Source organism: Enterobacter cloacae complex sp. EB5, assembly GCF_031432835.1.
GTDB lineage: Bacteria > Pseudomonadota > Gammaproteobacteria > Enterobacterales > Enterobacteriaceae > Enterobacter > Enterobacter hormaechei_C.
Genome location: NZ_CP133860.1, coordinates 4,644,061 through 4,664,202 on the forward strand (window position 1 = coordinate 4,644,061; position 20,142 = coordinate 4,664,202).

Annotated in this window: 20 protein-coding genes; 15 read left to right on the plus strand and 5 right to left on the minus strand. The window is 56.6% G+C overall.

All coding sequences use genetic code 11. The annotated features are described in order from the left end of the window. Positions 1 to 49: 49 nt before the first annotated feature. The 5 genes from RHN82_RS22270 to RHN82_RS22285 all read left to right on the plus strand — a co-directional run bounded on the left by RHN82_RS22270 (position 50) and on the right by RHN82_RS22285 (position 4,417). On the plus strand, positions 50 to 1,303 hold the full coding sequence (locus RHN82_RS22270; protein WP_047051851.1) for an MFS transporter: 1,254 nt from the start codon (positions 50 to 52) through the stop codon (positions 1,301 to 1,303). A 74-nt stretch (positions 1,304 to 1,377) separates the two neighbouring features. Continuing rightward, complete coding sequence (locus RHN82_RS22275; RefSeq protein ID WP_047051852.1) at positions 1,378 to 2,862, plus strand: carboxypeptidase M32; 1,485 nt, start codon at positions 1,378 to 1,380, stop codon at positions 2,860 to 2,862. Between the two features lie 149 nt (positions 2,863 to 3,011). Further along, entirely contained in the window at positions 3,012 to 3,317 is a 306-nt protein-coding gene (gene asr / locus RHN82_RS22280; RefSeq protein WP_047051876.1) for an acid resistance repetitive basic protein Asr, read from the plus strand. A 92-nt stretch (positions 3,318 to 3,409) separates the two neighbouring features. Beyond that, complete coding sequence (locus RHN82_RS24600) at positions 3,410 to 3,493, plus strand: hypothetical protein (RefSeq protein ID WP_057979992.1); 84 nt, start codon at positions 3,410 to 3,412, stop codon at positions 3,491 to 3,493. Between the two features lie 102 nt (positions 3,494 to 3,595). Next, complete coding sequence (locus RHN82_RS22285; RefSeq protein WP_003857461.1) at positions 3,596 to 4,417, plus strand: serine protease; 822 nt, start codon at positions 3,596 to 3,598, stop codon at positions 4,415 to 4,417. A gap of 5 nt (positions 4,418 to 4,422) precedes the next feature. On the opposite strand, the gene mdtI is transcribed toward RHN82_RS22285, so the two are convergent. Both mdtI and mdtJ read right to left on the minus strand, forming a co-directional pair. Next, positions 4,423 to 4,752, minus strand: coding sequence for a multidrug/spermidine efflux SMR transporter subunit MdtI (mdtI, locus tag RHN82_RS22290; protein WP_003857463.1), 330 nt, complete (start codon positions 4,750 to 4,752; stop codon positions 4,423 to 4,425). After that, positions 4,739 to 5,101 carry a multidrug/spermidine efflux SMR transporter subunit MdtJ gene (gene mdtJ / locus RHN82_RS22295; protein WP_015570633.1) on the minus strand — a complete coding sequence of 121 codons (363 nt, stop codon included), beginning with the start codon at positions 5,099 to 5,101 and terminating at the stop codon, positions 4,739 to 4,741. Before mdtJ ends, mdtI begins: the two co-directional genes overlap by 14 nt. A 420-nt stretch (positions 5,102 to 5,521) precedes the next feature. On the opposite strand from mdtJ, the gene RHN82_RS22300 reads away from it, so the two are divergent. Further along, entirely contained in the window at positions 5,522 to 6,562 is a 1,041-nt protein-coding gene (locus tag RHN82_RS22300; protein WP_003857467.1) for an AI-2E family transporter, read from the plus strand. Here the strand turns inward: RHN82_RS22300 and RHN82_RS22305 are convergent. Both RHN82_RS22305 and RHN82_RS22310 read right to left on the minus strand, forming a co-directional pair. After that, positions 6,559 to 7,506 (minus strand): zinc-dependent alcohol dehydrogenase family protein, encoded by a 948-nt coding sequence (locus tag RHN82_RS22305; RefSeq protein WP_047051853.1) that lies wholly within the window; start codon positions 7,504 to 7,506, stop codon positions 6,559 to 6,561. The genes RHN82_RS22300 and RHN82_RS22305 overlap by 4 nt on opposite strands. After that, entirely contained in the window at positions 7,499 to 8,533 is a 1,035-nt protein-coding gene (locus RHN82_RS22310; protein WP_017384559.1) for an LLM class flavin-dependent oxidoreductase, read from the minus strand. Before RHN82_RS22310 ends, RHN82_RS22305 begins: the two co-directional genes overlap by 8 nt. Positions 8,534 to 8,740: 207 nt before the next feature. Between RHN82_RS22310 and yajD the strand changes: the two genes are divergently transcribed. The 9 genes from yajD to pqqF all read left to right on the plus strand — a co-directional run bounded on the left by yajD (position 8,741) and on the right by pqqF (position 17,370). Then, a complete protein-coding gene (yajD, locus tag RHN82_RS22315) occupies positions 8,741 to 9,088 on the plus strand; it encodes an HNH nuclease YajD (protein WP_006808895.1) in 348 nt (115 codons plus the stop codon). A 259-nt stretch (positions 9,089 to 9,347) separates the two neighbouring features. After that, positions 9,348 to 10,613, plus strand: coding sequence for a Y-family DNA polymerase (locus tag RHN82_RS22320; RefSeq protein ID WP_047051854.1), 1,266 nt, complete (start codon positions 9,348 to 9,350; stop codon positions 10,611 to 10,613). Between the two features lie 104 nt (positions 10,614 to 10,717). Beyond that, positions 10,718 to 11,737: a dipeptidase gene (locus tag RHN82_RS22325; RefSeq protein ID WP_047051855.1), complete on the plus strand. Its 1,020-nt coding sequence runs from the start codon at positions 10,718 to 10,720 to the stop codon at positions 11,735 to 11,737. Positions 11,738 to 11,875: 138 nt separating this feature from the next. Next, positions 11,876 to 11,947 carry a pyrroloquinoline quinone precursor peptide PqqA gene (pqqA, locus tag RHN82_RS22330; protein ID WP_002905689.1) on the plus strand — a complete coding sequence of 24 codons (72 nt, stop codon included), beginning with the start codon at positions 11,876 to 11,878 and terminating at the stop codon, positions 11,945 to 11,947. Positions 11,948 to 12,002: 55 nt separating this feature from the next. Continuing rightward, on the plus strand, positions 12,003 to 12,920 hold the full coding sequence (gene pqqB, locus RHN82_RS22335) for a pyrroloquinoline quinone biosynthesis protein PqqB (protein ID WP_003857504.1): 918 nt from the start codon (positions 12,003 to 12,005) through the stop codon (positions 12,918 to 12,920). 2 nt (positions 12,921 to 12,922) lie between these two features. Then, positions 12,923 to 13,678 (plus strand): pyrroloquinoline-quinone synthase PqqC, encoded by a 756-nt coding sequence (gene pqqC / locus RHN82_RS22340; protein WP_047051856.1) that lies wholly within the window; start codon positions 12,923 to 12,925, stop codon positions 13,676 to 13,678. A 2-nt stretch (positions 13,679 to 13,680) separates the two neighbouring features. Next, a complete protein-coding gene (gene pqqD / locus RHN82_RS22345; RefSeq protein ID WP_003857508.1) occupies positions 13,681 to 13,959 on the plus strand; it encodes a pyrroloquinoline quinone biosynthesis peptide chaperone PqqD in 279 nt (92 codons plus the stop codon). Continuing rightward, complete coding sequence (gene pqqE / locus RHN82_RS22350; RefSeq protein WP_023296519.1) at positions 13,946 to 15,088, plus strand: pyrroloquinoline quinone biosynthesis protein PqqE; 1,143 nt, start codon at positions 13,946 to 13,948, stop codon at positions 15,086 to 15,088. The genes pqqD and pqqE overlap by 14 nt, the downstream gene beginning before the upstream one ends. 5 nt (positions 15,089 to 15,093) lie before the next feature. After that, complete coding sequence (gene pqqF / locus RHN82_RS22355) at positions 15,094 to 17,370, plus strand: pyrroloquinoline quinone biosynthesis protein PqqF (protein ID WP_047051857.1); 2,277 nt, start codon at positions 15,094 to 15,096, stop codon at positions 17,368 to 17,370. An 86-nt stretch (positions 17,371 to 17,456) separates the two neighbouring features. Here pqqF and RHN82_RS22360 read toward each other — a convergent pair whose 3' ends face one another. Then, complete coding sequence (locus RHN82_RS22360) at positions 17,457 to 19,886, minus strand: glucose/quinate/shikimate family membrane-bound PQQ-dependent dehydrogenase (RefSeq protein ID WP_047051858.1); 2,430 nt, start codon at positions 19,884 to 19,886, stop codon at positions 17,457 to 17,459. Positions 19,887 to 20,142 lie beyond the last annotated feature (256 nt).

The window sequence follows — 20,142 nt, forward strand, 5'->3', positions numbered from 1 at the left end:
GTCATACCCGTCACCAGAAACCACGGGGATGTTTAAGCAAGGAATATGTGTGAGCCGTACAACGACCGTTGATATCGCGCCGGCCAGCGACATTGATGATTTACCCGTAGCACCGCAGCCGGTTCAGTTTATTAAACGTGGTACCCCCCAGTTTATGCGCGTCACGCTGGCGCTCTTCTCAGCGGGTCTCGCCACTTTCGCCCTGCTCTACTGCGTTCAGCCGATCCTGCCGGTCCTGTCGCATGAATTTGGCGTGTCGCCAGCCAGCAGCAGTATTTCGCTCTCCATTTCAACCGGGATGCTGGCGATCGGTCTGCTGTTCACCGGACCACTTTCGGATGCCATCGGACGTAAGCAGGTCATGGTAACGGCGTTAATGCTGGCCTCCGTGTGTACCTTGCTGTCCACCATGATGACCAGCTGGCACGGCATTCTGGTCATGCGCGCGCTAATTGGGTTATCCCTGAGCGGCGTTGCGGCGGTCGGGATGACCTATCTCAGCGAGGAGATCCACCCGAGCTTCGTGGCCTTCTCCATGGGGCTGTACATTAGCGGGAACTCTATCGGCGGGATGAGCGGACGGCTGCTCAGCGGTGTGTTTACCGATTTCTTTAACTGGCGCATTGCGCTGGCCGTTATCGGCTGCTTCGCCCTCGCTTCGGCGCTGATGTTCTGGAAAATCCTGCCGGAATCGCGCCATTTCCGCCCGACCTCCCTGCGTCCGAAAACGTTATTTATCAACTTTCGTCTGCACTGGCGCGATCAAGGGCTGCCCCGTTTGTTCCTGACCGGTTTCCTGCTGATGGGCTCGTTCGTGACGCTGTTCAACTACATTGGCTATCGTCTGATGCTTTCACCGTGGCATCTTAGCCAGGCATTGGTGGGTTTGCTCTCGGTGGCGTATCTCACCGGGACATGGAGTTCGCCAAAAGCGGGCGCCATGACCGCGCGCTTCGGCCGTGGTCCGGTGATGCTGGTATCCACCGCCGTGATGCTGTTCGGACTGCTGATGACGCTTTTCTCTTCCCTGTGGCTGATTTTTGCCGGAATGTTGCTCTTCTCTGCGGGGTTCTTTGCCGCGCATTCCGTTGCCAGCAGCTGGATTGGCCCGCGCGCGCGCCGCGCTAAAGGTCAGGCTTCCTCACTGTATCTGTTCAGTTACTATCTTGGCTCCAGCATAGCCGGTACGCTCGGCGGGGTGTTCTGGCATAACTACGGCTGGAACGGCGTGGGCGGATTTATCGCGCTGATGTTGTGCGCGGCACTGCTGGTGGGCGCGAGCCTGCATAAACGACTGCATTAACATTCAGCCCTCTTCGTGTTTAAATCGAGCCGATGCTAATTTTTGTCATCGGCTGATTCAGACACGAGGACTTCATGAAAAACAATAACTATCAACAACTCACCCGTACCTTCCAGCGCCTCTCCCGCTTCTCCCACCTCTCCGCCATCGCCAGCTGGGATATGTTCACCATGATGCCGCCAGGCGGCAGCGCCGCGCGCGGTGAAGCGCTGGCGGAGATGAGCGTCCTGCAACATCAGATCCTGACCGATAAAAAAGTGGGTGAATGGCTGGCGGCGGCGGCAGACGAAGATCTGAACGACGTTGAGCAGGCCAACCTGCGTGAAATGACGCGCCACTACCAGCAGGCCACTTTACTGCCGGAATCGCTGGTGGAGGCCAAATCGCTGGCGGGCAACAGGTGTGAACACGCGTGGCGCACTCAGCGTCCGGCCAACGACTGGCAGGGCTTTTCAGCCAACCTGAAAGAGGTGGTGAAACTCAGTCGTGAAGAAGCCCGCCTGCGCGCTGAGGCTAAAGGCTGCACGCCTTACGACGCGCTGCTGGATATCTTTGAACCCGACATGACCAGCGCTCGCCTGGATGTGCTGTTCGGCGATCTGAAGTCCTGGCTGCCGGAGCTGCTGGCAAAGGTTGTGGAAAAACAGGCTCAACGATCGTTCGTTCCGCCACAGGGTCCCTTCCCGACCGCCACGCAGCGCGAGCTGGGCCTGGAAGCGATGAAAATGCTTGGCTTCGATTTTAACGGCGGTCGTCTGGACGTTAGCGCCCACCCGTTCTGCGGCGGCGTGCCGGAAGATGTGCGTATCACCACGCGTTATGATGAAGATGAACTGCTCAGCGCGCTTTTCGGCGTGATCCACGAAACCGGACATGCCCGCTACGAGCAAAACCTTCCGCGAGCGTGGGCCGGTCAGCCCGTTGCGCTGGCGCGCTCTACGGCGATCCATGAATCCCAGAGCTTGTTCTTTGAAATGCAGCTGGGCCGCAGCGACGCTTTCCTGAAGCATCTGCTTCCGGCGGTCCATGCCCGTTTCGGCAGCCAGGCGGCATTCAGTGAAGAGAATTTTATTGCCTGGAACCAGCGCGTGAAGCCGGGCTACATCCGCGTTGACGCGGATGAAGTGAGCTACCCGGCGCATGTGGTGCTGCGCTATGAGATCGAGCGCGCGCTGATCAATGGCGAAATTGAAGTCGATGATATTCCCGCGTTATGGGATGAGAAAATGCAGGCGTGGCTTGGGTTATCCACCAAAGATAACTACCGCAACGGCTGTATGCAGGATATCCACTGGACCGACGGCGGTTTTGGCTACTTCCCGTCTTACACGCTGGGGGCAATGTATGCGGCACAGCTGTTCCATGCCGCCAAAACTGCGCTGCCCGGGTTGCAGGCATCCATTGCCGGGGGCGATTTCTCGGCGCTGTTTGACTGGCTGCGTCAGAATATCTGGCAGCACGGCAGCCGTTTCAGCACGTCGCAGCTCATCACCCAGGCCACAGGCGAAGATCTGAATATCCGCTACTTCCGCGAACACCTGACGTCCCGCTACCTGTAACCGGACGCGCCGGGGGTCCACCCCGGCGTTGTACATACGGTTACACGCCGATACCAATCACTCACGGAAACCCCGAATTTACAGGGATATAGTTATTTCAACGGCCCCGCAGTGGGGTTAAATGAGAAACCAAATTCGAGGGTATGAAAATGAAAAAAGTATTAGCTCTGGTTGTTGCCGCTGCTATGGGTCTGTCTTCCGCTGCATTCGCGGCTGAAACTACCGCCACCGCAGCGCCTGCGGCATCCACCACTGCTCCGGCCAAAACGGTTCACCATAAAAAACATCACAAAGCGGCTAAACCAGCGGCAGAACAGAAAGCGCAGGCCGCGAAAAAGCACCACAAAAAAGCGGCAAAACCTGCGGTAGAGCAGAAAGCCCAGGCGGCTAAAAAGCATCACAAAAAAGCGGCAAAACACGAAGCGGCTAAACCTGCTGCACAGCCAGCAGCGTAAGAGTACAAGCTTAACCGTGCCCTTCGGGGCACGTTGGTAAACCGGCGCTGAACGGGTTTGCGGTCAGCGCCGTTTTTTTATCCGGAGGGCGTATGCTGCGGCGCTATCGGTTTGAGTTCATTCTTATCCTGCTAATTTTATGCGCGCTCATCGCCAGCCACTTTTATCTTTCCTGAATGTAGCACGCTGATTTTACTCCCACTTTCTCGCCGTCGCGTCTATAGTATTTTCATAGGGTTCACTTTTAATAATCATAATTACCCCCACCAGAGTGTGATATGCGTAAATCTGTTGTGTTGTTACTGGGAACGTTTAGCCTTTTTGCTGGCTTTTCACATGCGGATGATGGCGACGATGACGCCATTAGCGCCAAAGAGGTAAAGACGCTGTTTTTTGGTCATGACGATCGTACGCGTGTCACCGATCCTACCGAATCGCCCTGGGATGCCATCGGGCAACTGGAAACCGCCAGCGGCAATTTATGTACCGCGACCCTCATTACGCCACGCCTTGCGCTGACGGCGGGTCATTGCCTGTTAATGCCGCCTGAAGGCAAACCGGATAAAGCAATCGCCCTGCGCTTTGTGTCGCAAAAAGGGATATGGCGCTACGAAATTCACGGTATTGAGGGGCGGGTGGATCCGTCGCTTGGCAAACGCCTGAAACCGGATGGCGATGGCTGGATTGTGCCGCCCGGGGCGGCCTCCTGGGATTTCGGGCTGATCGTTTTACGTTATCCGCCGTCCGGGATCACCCCGCTGCCGCTCTTTGATGGCGATAAAGCCGCGCTCACCGCCGCCCTCAAAGCTGCCGATCGAAAAGTGACGCAGTCAGGCTACCCTGTTGATCACCTCGATTCGCTCTACACCCATACGGACTGCGTGGTGACGGGCTGGGCGCAAAACAGCGTGCTGTCGCATCAGTGCGATACGCTACCGGGTGATAGCGGATCGCCCCTGATGTTAAAAACCGATAACGGCTGGCAGCTGATTGGCGTTCAGAGTTCTGCGCCAGCGGCGAAAGACCGCTGGCGCGCCGATAACCGGGCGTTGTCGGTGACCGGTTTTCGCGACCGGCTGGAAGCCCTGGCGCAGCAGTAGGTCACTCAGGCCAGTTTAATCATGATCATACCGGCGAGCAGTAATACCAGCCCTATCCAGCCTTTATTGTTTAAACGCTGCCCGAACATAATCCAGCCTGCCGCCAGGGTGGCGGCAATACCGAAGCCACCCCACAGCGCATAGGCTACGGACAGATCGATGCCTTTCACCGCCTGCGACAGGGCGCTAAACGCCCCCAGAACCGCGGCAATCGATAACAGGCCGTAGGCTTTGCGACGAAAACCGTCGGAGAACTTCAGAAAGACGTTGGCAATAATTTCCAGAACGATGGCGAAAGCCAGCCAGGCCGCGTGGATCCATTCAAACTGCTGCATGGGTCTGCTCCTTCTGCTGTTTTGCCGGTTTGCGTGTACCCGATTTAATCAGCACGATACCTGCGACCAGGGTCGTCAGCCCGGCAATTTTCATTGTCGTCAGGGTTTCATCAAATAACATGACGCTAAACAGCGTAATCAATAAAATACCAATACCTTCCCACAATGCGTATGCCACGCCCAGCGCGATTTTTTTAACCGCGAAAGAGAGGAAAATATAGGAAAGCGTAATCATGACCAGCATCAAAATAAAACCGGTGCTGCCATCACTCACGCTCGCCCATTTCATCGACAAGGTGCCGGTAATTTCAGCGACGATCGCCAGAGCTAATAAAATCCAGTAAAACATGTTTTTCTCCTGCTTGAGAATATAATCCATCGAGGCTCGCTGCGGACAGCAAACCAAAAAATTGGGAATTAAATCAGTTAGCTAAGCGCATAGCGCCAGCTCAGGCAGAAGACGTGACTATAGCGCGGAACGCCAGTGTTGCTCACCAGAAAGCAGGCAGAGGGAGGTTGAAAACAGAGCAGAGTTGTTTGAAAAATACGTCCTGAACAAATTGTCCATAAAATTACAATTATCCGCGGTGTTGCTTCTCGTCTTTGCGGATGAAAATTGTCCTCGGTAGTTGAACACGCCTGATTTGTATCATAAGCCAGGAATTTACTCAAAGCCTTTTCATTTCTTTACCCAGTCTGTTTGATTTTGGTTAGTTTTTTTAATCCGCTTTCCCCTCTATTATAAATAAAAAACTGTTCAGGAACGTCCATGGCCAAACCTATTATCACCCTCAACGGGCTTAAGATCGTCATCATGCTAGGCATGCTGGTGATCATTCTGACCGGCGTTCGTTTTGCGGCCGATATCATCGTGCCTTTTATCCTGGCGCTTTTTATCGCGGTGATCCTCAATCCGCTGGTGCAGCGAATGGTGCGGCTGCGCATCCCGCGTGTGCTGGCGATAAGCCTGCTTATCAGTATTATTATCGTTGCGATGGTGCTGTTAGTCGCCTATCTGGGAACCTCCCTGAACGAGCTGGCGCGGACGCTACCGACATACCGCTCTTCCCTGGCGACCCCGCTGCTGCAAATTGAACCCTGGCTGCAACGCGCGGGTATCGAAGTCTCGGTTGAGGAACTGCTTAAATACATCGATCCGAATGCCGCCATGACGATTGTCACCAGCCTGCTGGCACAACTCTCCAACGCCATGACCTCCATTTTCCTGCTGTTCCTGACGGTTGTGTTTATGCTGCTGGAAGTTCCACAGCTGCCTGCAAAACTCCAGCACATCATGGTGCGTCCGGTAGAGGGAATGGGCGCCATTCAGCGCGCGCTCGACAGCGTTTCACGCTATCTGGTGCTGAAAACGGCCATCAGCCTGGTGACGGGATTAGTGGTCTGGGGGATGCTCGCCGCGCTGGATGTGCGTTTTGCCTTCGTCTGGGGGCTGCTGGCCTTTGCGCTCAACTATATTCCTAACATCGGCTCCGTGCTGGCGGCGATCCCCCCTATCCTTCAGGTGCTGGTTTTCAGCGGTTTGTATGATGCCCTGATCCTGCTGGCAGGCTATCTGGTGATTAACCTTGTCTTCGGGAACATTCTCGAACCACGGATCATGGGACGCGGGCTGGGGCTTTCAACCCTTGTTGTGTTCCTGTCCCTGATTTTCTGGGGCTGGCTGCTCGGGCCTGTCGGCATGCTGCTCTCCGTTCCACTGACAATTATTGTCAAAATTGGCCTGGAGCAGACCGCCGGTGGACAAAGTATCGCTGTACTGCTGAGCGACATGAGCCATAAGGCCGACTAATTGTCCATCGACAGCATGGGCTTGCCCGTTCTTCCCGCTTCGCGATAGTTGCCTACTGCCCGCTGCCATTCCGACAGCGGGTAGAGGGTGACATCGCTGCACTGGCTGGCGCGCAGTTTAGGCCAGATGCGCCGAAACTCCGCCTGCCACGCCTCAGCGCTCAGCGCGTCCAGATAGTTACGAATGTGAAACCACGCCACGCGCGGCAACGGCCGCTGCTGCCGGAAGGTCTGCCCGGAGAGTAGCCCGTAGCAGACAAAGGTGCCGGTTTCGGGCATCACGCTCAGGATCGTCTCCGCCAGGCTGCCGCCCGTGGCGTCGTACACCACCTCCGCTTGCGCGGCGGCAGCGTTGACGGCGGTCGTATCATGTTGCGCAATCGGGACGATCCCCATTTCAGCCAGACGTTGAGCGTGCACGGGCGAGCGATGGATCCCGTAAACCGCCTCTGCACCCGCCTGGCGTGCCCATTGCCCGAGCAGAACGGCGCAGTCAGAACCGGCAGCGGTGAGCAGCACCGTTTTCCCGACCGGAGGATAGCGGTCCAGCATCATCTGTGCGGCAAGCGGGTTGATATACGCCCGCGCGGCAAGAAGCGAGTCGACGTCCTCCGGGACGGGAACCGCATACGCCGCCGGGCAGTCGACATAGCGCTGCCAGGTACCCTTCCCCCGTAACGGCAGGACCCGCTTGCCCAGCAGCGCCGGATAAGCGGCGGGCGTTTCGGTCACTATTCCGACCCCTTCATAACCGGCTATCGCAGGCAGCGGCGTGCGATGGCGATATGCCCCGGTGATGGGAATGAGATCGGAGGCGTTCACCGGAGAAAAAAGCATGCGCACACGTATCTCTCCCGGCTGTCGCGGCGTCAATGGCGTGGTTTCCGCTTGCAGTACCGATTCAGGCTCACCAAACCGGCGATACCAGAGGGCCAGATTACGCATTACGATCGCGCCATCCCATTTCCGGTGCGACATGTTTCAGGATGGACTCGATCACATGTGCGTTGTATTCCACGCCCAGCTGATTCGGCACGGTAAGCAACAGCGTATCCGCTTCCGCGATCGCTTCATCCTTTTTCAACTGTTCAATCAGTTTGTCTGGCTCTGCGGCATAACTGCGCCCGAAAATGGCCCGCGTTTTCTCATCCAGATAGCCCACGCTGTCGCTCTCATTGCGGCTTGAGCCGAAATACATCCGGTCGCGATCGTCCATCAGGGCAAAAATACTGCGGCTGACCGAAACGCGTGGCTGACGGGTGTGCCCTGCCTCAGCCCAGGCCTGTCTGTAGGCACGGATCTGTTTTGCCTGCTGAATATGGAACGGCTCGCCGGTTTCATCATCTTTCAGCGTTGAGCTTTGCAGGTTCATCCCCAGTGTTGCCGCCCATACTGCCGTTGCATTAGAGCCAGCCCCCCACCAGATACGATCGCGTAAGCCTTCTGAATGCGGCTCCAGACGCAACAATCCCGGCGGGTTTGGGAACATCGGCTGTGGGTTAGGCTTCGCAAACCCTTCACCGCGTAATACATCAAGCAGTACCTCTGTGTGGCGGCGCGCCATATCAGATTCGTTTTCCCCTTCCTGCGGCACGTAACCAAAATAACGCCAGCCATCAATCACCTGCTCCGGGGAACCCCGGCTGATACCGAGCTGTAATCGCCCGCCGGAGATGAGATCTGCCGCGCCAGCATCTTCCGCCATATACAGCGGATTTTCATACCGCATGTCGATCACGCCCGTCCCGATTTCGATGCGTTTGGTTTTCGCGCCTATTGCAGCCAGCAAGGGGAATGGCGAACTGAGCTGGCGGGCAAAGTGATGCACACGGAAATAAGCCCCGTCCGCGCCCAGCTCTTCGGCGGCGACCGCCAGATCGATGGACTGTAACAGCGTGTCAGCCGCGGTTCGCGTGCCGGACTGGGGTGACGGCGTCCAGTGACCAAACGACAAAAATCCGATCTTTTTCATAGTGGAGTATCCTGATAAAGCATTGCGTTATCCCTACTCTACGCATTAACGAATGAGAATAAATGGTGATTATTTAACGGAATGCTTCAAATAAACTGACAGAAACACGCAAATCGCACGCTGCCTTCCCGCAGAGGAGGCATTCTCCTGACATCTCATAATGGGATATAGTGTGAACTATTCTCTTTTTAACAGGTAACATCAGCAATGGCTCTGATCCCCAAAAACTACGCACGGCTGGAAAGCGGCTACCGTGAAAAAGCGCTAAAAATCTACCCCTGGGTTTGTGGACGCTGCTCGCGTGAGTTTGTTTATTCAAATCTTCGTGAACTCACGGTTCACCATATCGACCACGATCACACCAATAACCCGGAAGATGGCAGTAACTGGGAGCTGTTGTGCCTGTTTTGTCACGATCACGAACACTCAAAGTACACCGAAGCGGATCAGTACGGCACCACCGTTGTCGCGGGTGAGGATGCGCAAAAAGACGTGGGTGTCGCCACGTTTAACCCCTTTGCCGATCTCAAGGCGATGATGAACAAGAAGAAGTAATATCGACGGCATCACTGCCCATACCTGCCGTATGGGCACTTATATTTCTTAAACATTTCTTTAAATACCCTTTCCGCCAGATTTGCCTCGCCGCCATTCTGAACATAACCCTCTCCCTCCTGCACCCGTACGACGTCACTCCTCGTTCCCCCTTGATCTTTGCTATCAACATACAATACTGTATATAAATACAGTCTTAATTAACGGTGATCATAATGCAGTTTTTCACCCCTCCTGGCGATACCAGAGCGAGCTGACCATGTTTGCACTGTGTGATGTGAACGCTTTCTATGCTTCCTGTGAAACGGTTTTTCGCCCGGTCCTGAAGGGACGACCGGTGGTCGTATTGTCCAATAACGATGGGTGCGTCATCTCTCGCTCCGCTGAAGCCAAACCCTTTGTGAAAATGGGTGAACCGTACTTCAAACAGAAAGATCGCTTCAGGCATCATGGCGTGGTTTGTTTCAGCAGTAATTATGAACTTTACGCGGATATGTCCAACCGGGTAATGAACACGCTTGAAGCGATGTCGCCTCGTAGCGAAATATACTCAATTGATGAGATCTTTTGCGATCTTACCGGGGTGCGTAATTGTCGCGATCTTTCCGATTTTGGGCATGAAATGAGAGCGACCGTACTGCAACACACTCATCTGACCGTCGGGGTGGGCATCGCACCCACAAAGACGCTGGCGAAACTGGCAAATCACGCGGCGAAACGCTGGCAGCGCCAGACGGGAGGCGTTGTTGATTTGTCCAATGTGGATCGTCAGAGAAAGCTGATGGCGGCGCTACCCGTCGAAGACGTTTGGGGGGTAGGACGTCGCATAGCGAAGAAGCTTGAGATGATGGGGATTAAGACCGTCCTGCAACTGGCAGACACCGACATCCGGTTCATAAGAAAACATTTCAATGTCGTGCTGGAGAGAACGGTGCGTGAATTACGGGGCGAACCGTGTCTTGAACTGGAAGAGTTTGCCCCGGTAAAGCAAGAAATCGTCTGTTCGCGCTCGTTTGGCGAACGGATCACGGAATATGACGATGTACGCCAGGCCATCTGTAGTTATGCCGCCCGGGCAGCAGAAAAACTTCGCAATGAGCATCAGCATTGCCGCTTTATCTCCGTATTTGTTAAAACCTCGCCCTTCACGCTTAACGAGCCATATTATGGCAATAGCGCGTCGGTAAAACTGCTCACCCCAACCCAGGATAGCCGGGATATTATCAGCGCATCAGTTCGTTGTCTGGATGCGGTCTGGAAGAACGGCCATCGGTACCAGAAAGCCGGAGTGATGCTGGGAGATTTTTATAGCCAGGGCGTCGCGCAACTTAATCTGTTTGACGACAACGCACCTAGGAAAAACAGCCAAAAGTTAATGGATGTATTAGACCATCTGAATGCTGAAAATGGCCGTGGCACGCTTTACTTCGCGGGACAGGGTATTCAGCAGCCGTGGCAGATGAAACGGGAAATGCTTTCACCCCGCTACACCACCCGCTTTGAGGATCTCCTCACTGTTAAGTGATATTAACAATTGCTGCTAAGTTGTAATTTTCCCCTTGCCGGACCGGACAAATCGGTTATCGTGCCAGGCAACTTTCGCAGCAATAAAAGACAGTGGGATACGCTATGGCGATTTTTGATGGTCACAATGACCTGTTGCTTAATTTATGGCTTCACCATCGCCAGGATCCGGTAACGGCCTTCTTCTCCGGCATTGAGAAGGGACACCTCGATTATCCGCGCATGCAGCAAGGCGGATTTTCCGGCGGGCTGTTCGCGCTGTTCGTGCCGCCGCAGGAGTATATCGCCCGCATGGCGCCACAATACGCCAGCGAGCCGTGGCAGCCGGTCGACATTCTCTGGCAGCAGCTGACGATCCTTAAGCAGCTTGTCGCCCACTCCGATGGCCGGGCGCGATTGTGCCTGAGCGCGGCGGATATCGAACGCTGCCGTCAGGATAAAGTGCTGGCGATGGTGGCGCATATTGAGGGCGCGGGCGGTTTTGACGGCGAGGGAGGCGATCTACAGGCTTTTTATGCCGCCGGGGTGCGCAGCATTGGGCCTTTCTGGAACATTGCTAACCGTTTTGGCACCGGCGTTAACGGGGCGTTTCCCGGCAGCCCGGACAGCGGCCCAGGGCTTACCGCTGAGGGTATCGCCCTCATTAAGCACGCTAACGCCCTGAACATGCTGATTGACGTTTCGCATATGAATGAAAAGGCGTTCTGGGATACCGCTCGTCATTCCTCTTCACCGCTGGTCGCCACCCATTCCAACGCCCATACGCTATGCCCGCAACCGCGCAATCTGACCGATCGGCAGCTGCTGGCTATCCGCGACAGCGGCGGCGTGACAGGCGTCAATTTCGGCAACGCGTTTCTGCGCGCCGACGGTAAACGCGATAGCGATACCCCGCTGAGCACAATCGTTCGCCATATCGACTATCTTATTAACATCATGGGTGACGATCATGTCGCGCTGGGCTCCGATTTTGACGGCATTACGTTGCCTGATGACTTACACGATGTGAGTGGTTTACCGCGGCTAATCAGCGCGTTGCGTGACAGCGGCTATGATCAATTTGTGCTGAATAAGCTGCTGTGGGGCAACTGGCAAAAGGTATTGCAAAATGTTTGGCAACAATAGGTTACGTTGTAAACATTAAGTTAATTCCTTACATCTTTCGGGTTGAGCTTTGCCCTCCTGTGACGCATTATTTGATGACCATCACAAAACTGGCACAAACAATGGCGTTGGTGCTGCATTTTTAAAGAGGAAAAAACGATGTGGAAGAAACCTGCTTTTATTGATTTACGTCTTGGCCTGGAAGTGACCCTGTACATTTCCAACCGCTAATCGCTCTGCCCGCCATCCGTGCGGGCATTTTTGTTTGACTACCTGGCCCATCTTCATGTTTATAAAAGTCCTCGGTTCCGCCGCTGGCGGTGGTTTCCCCCAGTGGAACTGTAACTGCGCCAACTGTCAGGGTTTGCGCGACGGTACCCTTCAGGCGACCCCTCGCACCCAGTCGTCGATCATCGTCAGCGATAACGGCAAAGAGTGGGTGCTGTGTAACGCCTCCCCCGATATCAGCCAGCAGATTGCCCATACGCCAGAACTGAATAAGAAAGAGGTTCTGCGCGGCACGCATATTGGCGGCATTATTCTCACCGATAGCCAGATTGACCACACTACCGGGCTGCTCAGCCTGCGCGAGGGGTGCCCACATCAGGTATGGTGTACGCCGGAGGTGCATGAAGATCTTTCCAGCGGATTCCCGATTTTTACCATGCTCCGGCACTGGAACGGCGGCCTGATTCATCACCCGATCGCGCCGCTCACCGCCTTTAGCGTGGAAGCCTGCCCTGATTTGCAGTTTACCGCTGTCCCCATCGCCAGTAACGCGCCGCCCTATTCGCCGTGGCGCGACCGCCCGCTGCCGGGGCATAACGTGGCGCTGTTTATCGAAAACCGCCGCAACGGTCAGACGCTGTTCTACGCGCCGGGTCTCGGTGAACCCGATGACGCCATCCTGCCGTGGCTTAAAAAAGCGGACTGCCTGCTGATTGACGGCACCGTCTGGCAGGACGATGAACTCCAGGCCACCGGCGTCGGACGCAATACCGGCCGCGACATGGGCCATCTGGCGCTCGGCGATGAACACGGCATGATGGCGCTGCTGGCCTCGCTGCCGGCAAAGCGCAAGATTCTGATCCACATTAATAACACCAACCCGATCCTTAACGAGCAGTCGCCGCAGCGTCACGCCCTTGCGCAGCAGGGAATAGAAGTGAGCTGGGACGGGATGAACATCACGCTTCAGGACTAACTATGCACATTCGCGAAACGCTCTCGCCGCAAGAGTTTGAGCACGCCCTCCGGGCGAAAGGCGCCTACTATCATATTCACCATCCGTACCATATCGCGATGCATAACGGCGAGGCCAGCCACGAGCAGATCCAGGGCTGGGTGGCGAACCGGTTTTACTACCAGACGACAATCCCGCTGAAAGACGCGGCAATTATGGCGAACTGCCCGGATCCGCACACGCGTCGCAAATGGGTGCAGCGGATCCTCGATCACGACGGCAGCAACGGTCATGACGGCGGTATCGAAGCCTGGCTACAGCTGGGCGAAGCCGTGGGGCTCAGCCGCGAGGACTTAATCAGCGAACGCCACGTGCTGCCCGGCGTCCGTTTCGCCGTCGACGCTTACGTTAACTTCGCCCGCCGCGCCAACTGGCAGGAGGCGGCATGCAGCTCGCTCACCGAACTGTTCGCCCCGCAAATCCATCAGTCGCGTCTCGACAGCTGGCCACAGCACTACCCGTGGATCAAAGAGGAAGGCTATTTTTATTTCCGCAGCCGCCTCAGCCAGGCCAGCCGCGACGTTGAACACGGTCTGGAGCTGGCGAAGCGTTACTGCGATAGCGCAGAAAAGCAGAATCGGATGCTGGAGATCCTTCAGTTCAAACTCGATATCCTGTGGTCGATGCTCGACGCGATGACCATGGCCTACGCGCTACAGCGTCCGCCTTATCACACGGTCACCGACAAAGCGGCCTGGCACACAACCCGACTGGTATAAGCATGCAAAAAAACTCCATCGTCGCCTTTCGTCGCGGCTATCGCCTGCAATGGGAAGCCGCTCAGGACAGCCATGTCATCCTCTATCCGGAAGGCATGGCTAAACTCAATGAGACCGCGGCCGCGATCCTCGAACTGGTCGATGGCCAACGCGACGCGGCGGCCATCATTGCCATACTCAACGAACGGTTCCCGGAAGCCGGCGGCGTGGATGACGACGTCGTAGAATTCCTGCAAATCGCTTATCAACAGAAGTGGATTATTTTCCGTGAGCCAGAATAAACCCGCCGTCAATCCACCGCTGTGGCTGCTGGCGGAGCTGACCTATCGCTGTCCGCTACAGTGTCCTTACTGCTCTAACCCGCTGGACTTTGCCCGGCAGGATCAGGAGCTGACCACCGAACAGTGGATTGAGGTTTTCCGCCAGGCGCGGGCGATGGGCAGCGTGCAGATAGGTTTTTCCGGCGGCGAACCGTTGACGCGTAAAGATCTGCCGGAGCTGATCCGCGCCGCCCGCGATCTCGGTTTTTATACCAACCTGATCACCTCGGGAATTGGCCTGACGGAAAGCAAGCTCGACGCGTTCAGCGAGGCCGGTCTGGACCATATCCAGATTAGCTTTCAGGCCAGCGATGAAGTGCTCAACGCTGCGCTGGCGGGGAACAAAAAAGCCTTCCAGCAGAAGCTGGCGATGGCCAGAGCGGTCAAAGCCCGCGATTATCCGATGGTGCTGAATTTCGTCCTGCACCGGCATAATATCGATCAGATCGATAAAATCATCGAGCTGTGCATCGAACTGGACGCCGACGACGTCGAACTTGCCACCTGCCAGTTCTACGGTTGGGCGTTCCTTAACCGTCAGGGGCTTCTGCCGACGCGGGAACAGATCGCCCGCGCGGAACGCGTGGTTGCCGAATATCGGCAAAAAATGGCCGCCAGCGGCAATCTGACCAACCTGCTGTTCGTCACCCCCGATTATTACGAAGAGCGGCCAAAAGGCTGTATGGGCGGCTGGGGGTCGATTTTCCTCAGCGTGACCCCGGAAGGCACGGCGCTGCCCTGCCACAGCGCGCGCCAGCTGCCGGTGGATTTCCCGTCGGTGCTTGAGCAGAGCCTGGAATCCATCTGGTATGACTCTTTCGGCTTCAACCGCTATCGCGGGTTTGACTGGATGCCAGAGCCGTGCCGCTCCTGCGATGAAAAGGAGAAGGACTTCGGCGGCTGTCGCTGCCAGGCCTTTATGCTCACCGGGAATGCGGATAACGCCGATCCGGTGTGCAGCAAATCGCCGCATCATCATAAAATCCTCGAGGCGCGACGCGAAGCAGCCTGTAGTGATATGAAGATCGGTCAGCTTCAGTTCCGCAACCGTACCCGTTCTCAGCTTATCTATAAAACCCGGGAACTGTAACGATAATGACCACCCGCATCGTGGAACTGGCAGGCGGTTTGCGCGCAACGCTGGTGCATCAGCCGCAGGCGACACGCGCGGCGGCGCTGGCGCGCGTGAGTGCCGGAAGCCATCACGAGCCACCGCGCTTCGCCGGTCTTGCGCATTTACTTGAGCACCTGCTGTTCCGCGGTAGCCAGCGCTATCAGGACGACGATCGACTCATGGCCTGGATCCAGCGCCAGGGCGGCAGCGTCAATGCCACCACGCTGGCTCGCCACAGCGCTTTTTTCTTCGACGTTGCCGCCGATAACCTGTCCGACGGCGTCGCGCGGCTGCGGGATATGTTGCAGGCGCCGCTGCTTTCACCGCATGACATACAGCGCGAAGTGGCGGTCATTGATGCGGAAAACCGGCTCATCCAGCAACATGATTCCGCCCGGCGCGAAGCGGCGGCGCGCCACGCGATGGAAGAACCCGCGTTTTTTCGCCGTTTTCAGGTGGGTAGCAAGGAGTCTCTCGGGCAGGACCCGGGATCGCTGCAAGCCGCGTTGCGCGACTTTCATCGTCGCTATTATGTGGCCGGACACCTGCAATTGTGGCTGCAAGGGCCGCAAACGCTGGATGCGCTGGCCGAGCTTGCCCATACGTTTGCGTCAGGTTTTGCGTCAGGAGGCGTGCCTGAAACCGCTCCCCCGTTGCGTCTTAGCGCTGAAGCAGATTATCAGCTGGCGGTGACGGAGCGACCCGCACTGTGGCGTTGTCCGCTCATTCGAAAAAGTGACAACGTCACTTTATTTCGGGAGTTTTTACTGGACGACGCCCCCGGAAGCCTGATTGCCGGGCTACGGGCGCGCGGGCTGGCAGAAGAAGTCGCCCTGAACTGGCTTTATCAGGATGATGATTACGGCTGGCTGGCGCTAACGGTTGATAGCGAACGGCCCGAGGACATTGACCCGCACATTACCCACTGGCTACGGGCGCTACAGCAAACGACGGATGAGCAGCAGCGGCATTATTATCGGCTGGCACAGCAGCGTTTCAGCGCCCTGCCGACGCTGGAGCAGCTGCGCCAGCGGGCGTTTGGTTTTGCGCCCGGCGCGACGCCCGTGGGTTTTTCCGCCTTTTGTGCCGATTTACTGACGGCGCCCACCTCGTATCTGGCCTGCAAAAAAATGGAAACCGCTGAAATTATCGCCAGCCAGGGTTTTGCCCTGCCGCTTAGCCATTGGCGTCGCCAGCCGGTTGCAGATGATAGCCCCATCGCGTTTTCCTTCTACCCGCAGACTGCCAGGTATGCTGCGCCAGCCCCGACGTCAGAAGCCGCTCCACTGCTGCATTTGTCGGCGCAGACACAACCGCCGACGCTGATACTGCGCAGGCCTTTTTATTCGCGCGTGGAACGGGCGCACGGGGTGGCGATGGGCAAACAGTTACGCCCTCTTCTTGCTGAACTGCGCCATATCGACGGCAGCGGCGAGTGGCAGACGGTTGACGGTAGCTGGCAGCTCACCCTGCGGCTTCCTGACGCCGTGGTGACGGCGGAACCCATCATCGGGGCGATAATCGATCGCCTCTCCCACCCCGCTCCGGCTCTTACGCCAGCGCCAGAAGGCATCGCCATCCGTGAGCTGCTCCAGCAATTGCCTGAACGTCTGGCATCGGATCCGCCACGGGACGGCTGGCTGGCGGCGTTAGTTGGCGGCAGCGCCGGGCACGCGCACGGGTTAGCCCGGCAGCTTGGCCTGCTCCGGACACCGGTTAACGCTACGCCGTTGCCGTTAAGCGGTTGTCCCGGCGGGATCGAACACATTCCGCACGCCAGCGCGGATTCGGCGCTGCTGGTGTTTATTCCCCTGCCGCCGGGCGCGTCGCTCGCCGCGCTGCGGATGCTGGCGTTATGCTGCGAACCGCAATTTTTCCAGCGCCTGCGCGTGGAACAGCAGATCGGCTACGTGGTCAGCTGTCGTTATCAGCGTATTGCCGATCGCGATGGCCTGCTGCTGGCGTTACAGTCGCCTGACCGTTCTCCCGTGAACCTGTTGGGTTGCTGCAAACGATTTTTGCGTGAGCTGACGCCGTGCGATGAGGCAGCGTTCAGCGTGTTGCGACAGCAACTGGCGACGCAGATCCGCTCACCGATGGATGCCAGCGCCACGGCAGTGACCGCCCTGCGCCAGCGCTATGGTTTGCCGGTGTTAACGCCGCAGGCTATTGATGCCCTGCAACCTGACGAGATAGTCGCGCTATGGCGCGAGATGACTCGCCGTCGCCGACGCTGGCGGGTGCTTTTCACGGGCTGACCGGAACCGCCGCTTTCTTCCTGTGCGTAGTTTTTAGTCAAAAAAAAGCCCCGTACTACGACGGGGCCGGGCTGCTTATTTCGCTGTTATTTATCCAGCGCGTAGGCAATCACGTAGTCACCACGATCCGGCGACTGGCGTGCACCGCCGGCAGAGATCAGAATGTACTGTTTGCCGGTTTTCGGTGATACATAGCTGATAGGTCCGCCCTGGCTACCCACCGGGAGACGCGCTTTCCACACTTCTTCCCCCGTAGAGGAATCAAAGGCGCGCAGGTAGTAATCCTGGGTTCCCGCAATGAAGACCAGACCGCCCTGCGTAGCCAGCGTACCGCCCAGCGTCGGCATACCGACAGGCATCTGCATACGCATTTTTACCTCAAACGGACCGGTATCCTGAACGGTACCGACCGGCACCTGCCAGACGATTTTCTGCGTTTTCAGGTCAATCGCGGAGAGAGAGCCAAACGGTGGTTTCTGGCACGGAATGCCCAGCGGTGACATGAAACGGTTTTTGTTGACCGAATACGGCGTTCCTTTCATCGGAACAGCACCCATCCCGGCGTTCACGGCTTCACCGCCCGTATTTGCCACCGCGCTCTGCGGATCTTGTTTAATCAGCTGGACCCACAGACCCAGACGCATGTCGTTGACGAAGATGTACTGGTTGTTCGGATCCGTGGACAGACTACCCCAGTTCATTCCCCCCAGCGAGCCCGGGAAGCTCAGGGAAATATCGGTTCCCGGCATCGTGTACAGACCGTCATAACGCATTGATTTGAAGCTGATACGGCAGGCCAGCTGGTCAAACGGCGTCGCCCCCCACATATCCGATTCTTTCAGGGTTTCCGCGCCAATCTGCGGCATCCCCACAGAGCGCGGCTGCGTTGCCGGGTACTGTTCACGTGGAATATCCGCTGGTTTTACCGGAACCTCTTTCACTTCAGTGAGCGGTTTACCCGTCAGGCGATCAAGAACGTAAATTTGACCCGCTTTGGTGCCCACCACCACCGCGGGCTTGTTGCCCTCTTTTGTCGGGAAATCAACCAGGCTCGGCTGCATCGGGATATCGAAATCCCAGAGGTCGTTATGCACGGTCTGGTATACCCACTTCTCTTTCCCGGTAGTCGCATCCAGCGCGAGGATTGAGGTGGCGTATTTGTGATCTTCCGGAATACGGTCAGCGCCCCACAGGTCGACAGAGGAACTTCCCATCGGGATAAACACGGTATTCATCGACGCATCCCAGGACATAGGGGCCCAGGAGTTTGCAGAGCTACGTTTGTAGTGTTCGCCCGGCTTCAGAACATAGTTCGGATCCGGATTACGCGGGTCGAACGCCCAGCGCAGCTGGCCGGTGATCACGTCATAACCACGTATAACGCCTCCCGGCATATCGGTGCTGACGTTATCCGCAACGCGGCCGCCAACGACAACCGTCGTACCCGCCAGCGTCGGGGCCGACGTCAGCACGTAGGTGGGATCTGACGCGTCGCCCATCCCTTCATGCAGGTTAACGCTGCCGTTAGTGCCGAAGTCCGGGCAGAATTTGCCGTTATCGGCGTCTAACGCGATCAGCTTACCGTCGATGGTATTCATCAGGATACGGCGCTGGCATGCAGCGCCCGGTGCGACCTGCGCTGGCAGAACCGGCGTGGAGCCAGCTACCGTTGGCTGTGCCAGCGGTTTGGTGGCATCGAAGTACGCCAGGCCACGGCAGCGCATCCAGATTGCAGACTTGGCGTTGATTTCCGCTTTCCAGATCTCTTTCCCGCTATCGGCATCCACGGCGATCACGTTGTTATGCGGCGTACAGAGGAAGACACGATCGCCAACCTGTAGCGGCGTTTGCTGATCTTCTGCGCCATTGCCGTCCGGACTTTCCGGTACGTCACCGGTATGGTAGGTCCAGACCGGTTTCAGGTTTTTCACGTTGTCACGGGTTATCTGGTCCAGCGCCACAAAGCGACTACCGCCAGCCGTATTACCGTAGTGATCCCAGTTCTGCTGTTTCGCATCATCTTTTACCGGCACCAGCGGGCGTTTTTCACCGCTAAACGGCACGGTCGGATGGGGTTGAAACATCTGAACAAAGGTGACGCCCATGGCGATAATAAGGACCGCGCAGACCCCCACGGCTCCTTTTGCGCAGGACGGTTTTCCTTCACGTTTACGCAATGCAGGCCAGGTGGCGGCTGCCAGCACCATCAGCCCGGCGGGTACCATTAAACGGGAAACCAGCGGCCAGAAGTCGAGCCCGGCATCGAAAAATGCCCAAATCAGGGTGCCAAGAAACACCAGGGCAAACAGCCCCACGGCAGAGGACTTGCGGCGGAAGAACTGAATCGCAGAGAGCAGAGTGATAACCCCGGCGATGAGAAAATACCAACTCCCCCCCAGAGAAACCAGTTTAAAACCGCCGATGGCAAAAAAGAGCCCCGTTACAAGAAGTATCACACCCACCAGCAGGCACCACGGGCCTAACCAGCCGGATGGGCGGGGATTATTGTCTGACATAAAAATGAATCTCCTGATTGCTTTATAACAGCAGGGTTTTATTGACTGCCACGATGCTAAAACCCCGCACAACATCAATTGTTCGTGTGCGAATCATAAATTAAAATTATAATGTAGACAAAATGTATTCTGTCGGAAAAAAAGAAAACTCACTAAAGTGCAGGAACATAACAAAATAAAAAAATGGGATATCACTCTGTAATTCGCCAATACCAGAATATTTGACCAGTCAGTTCCGGCTTATGCGATGAATATC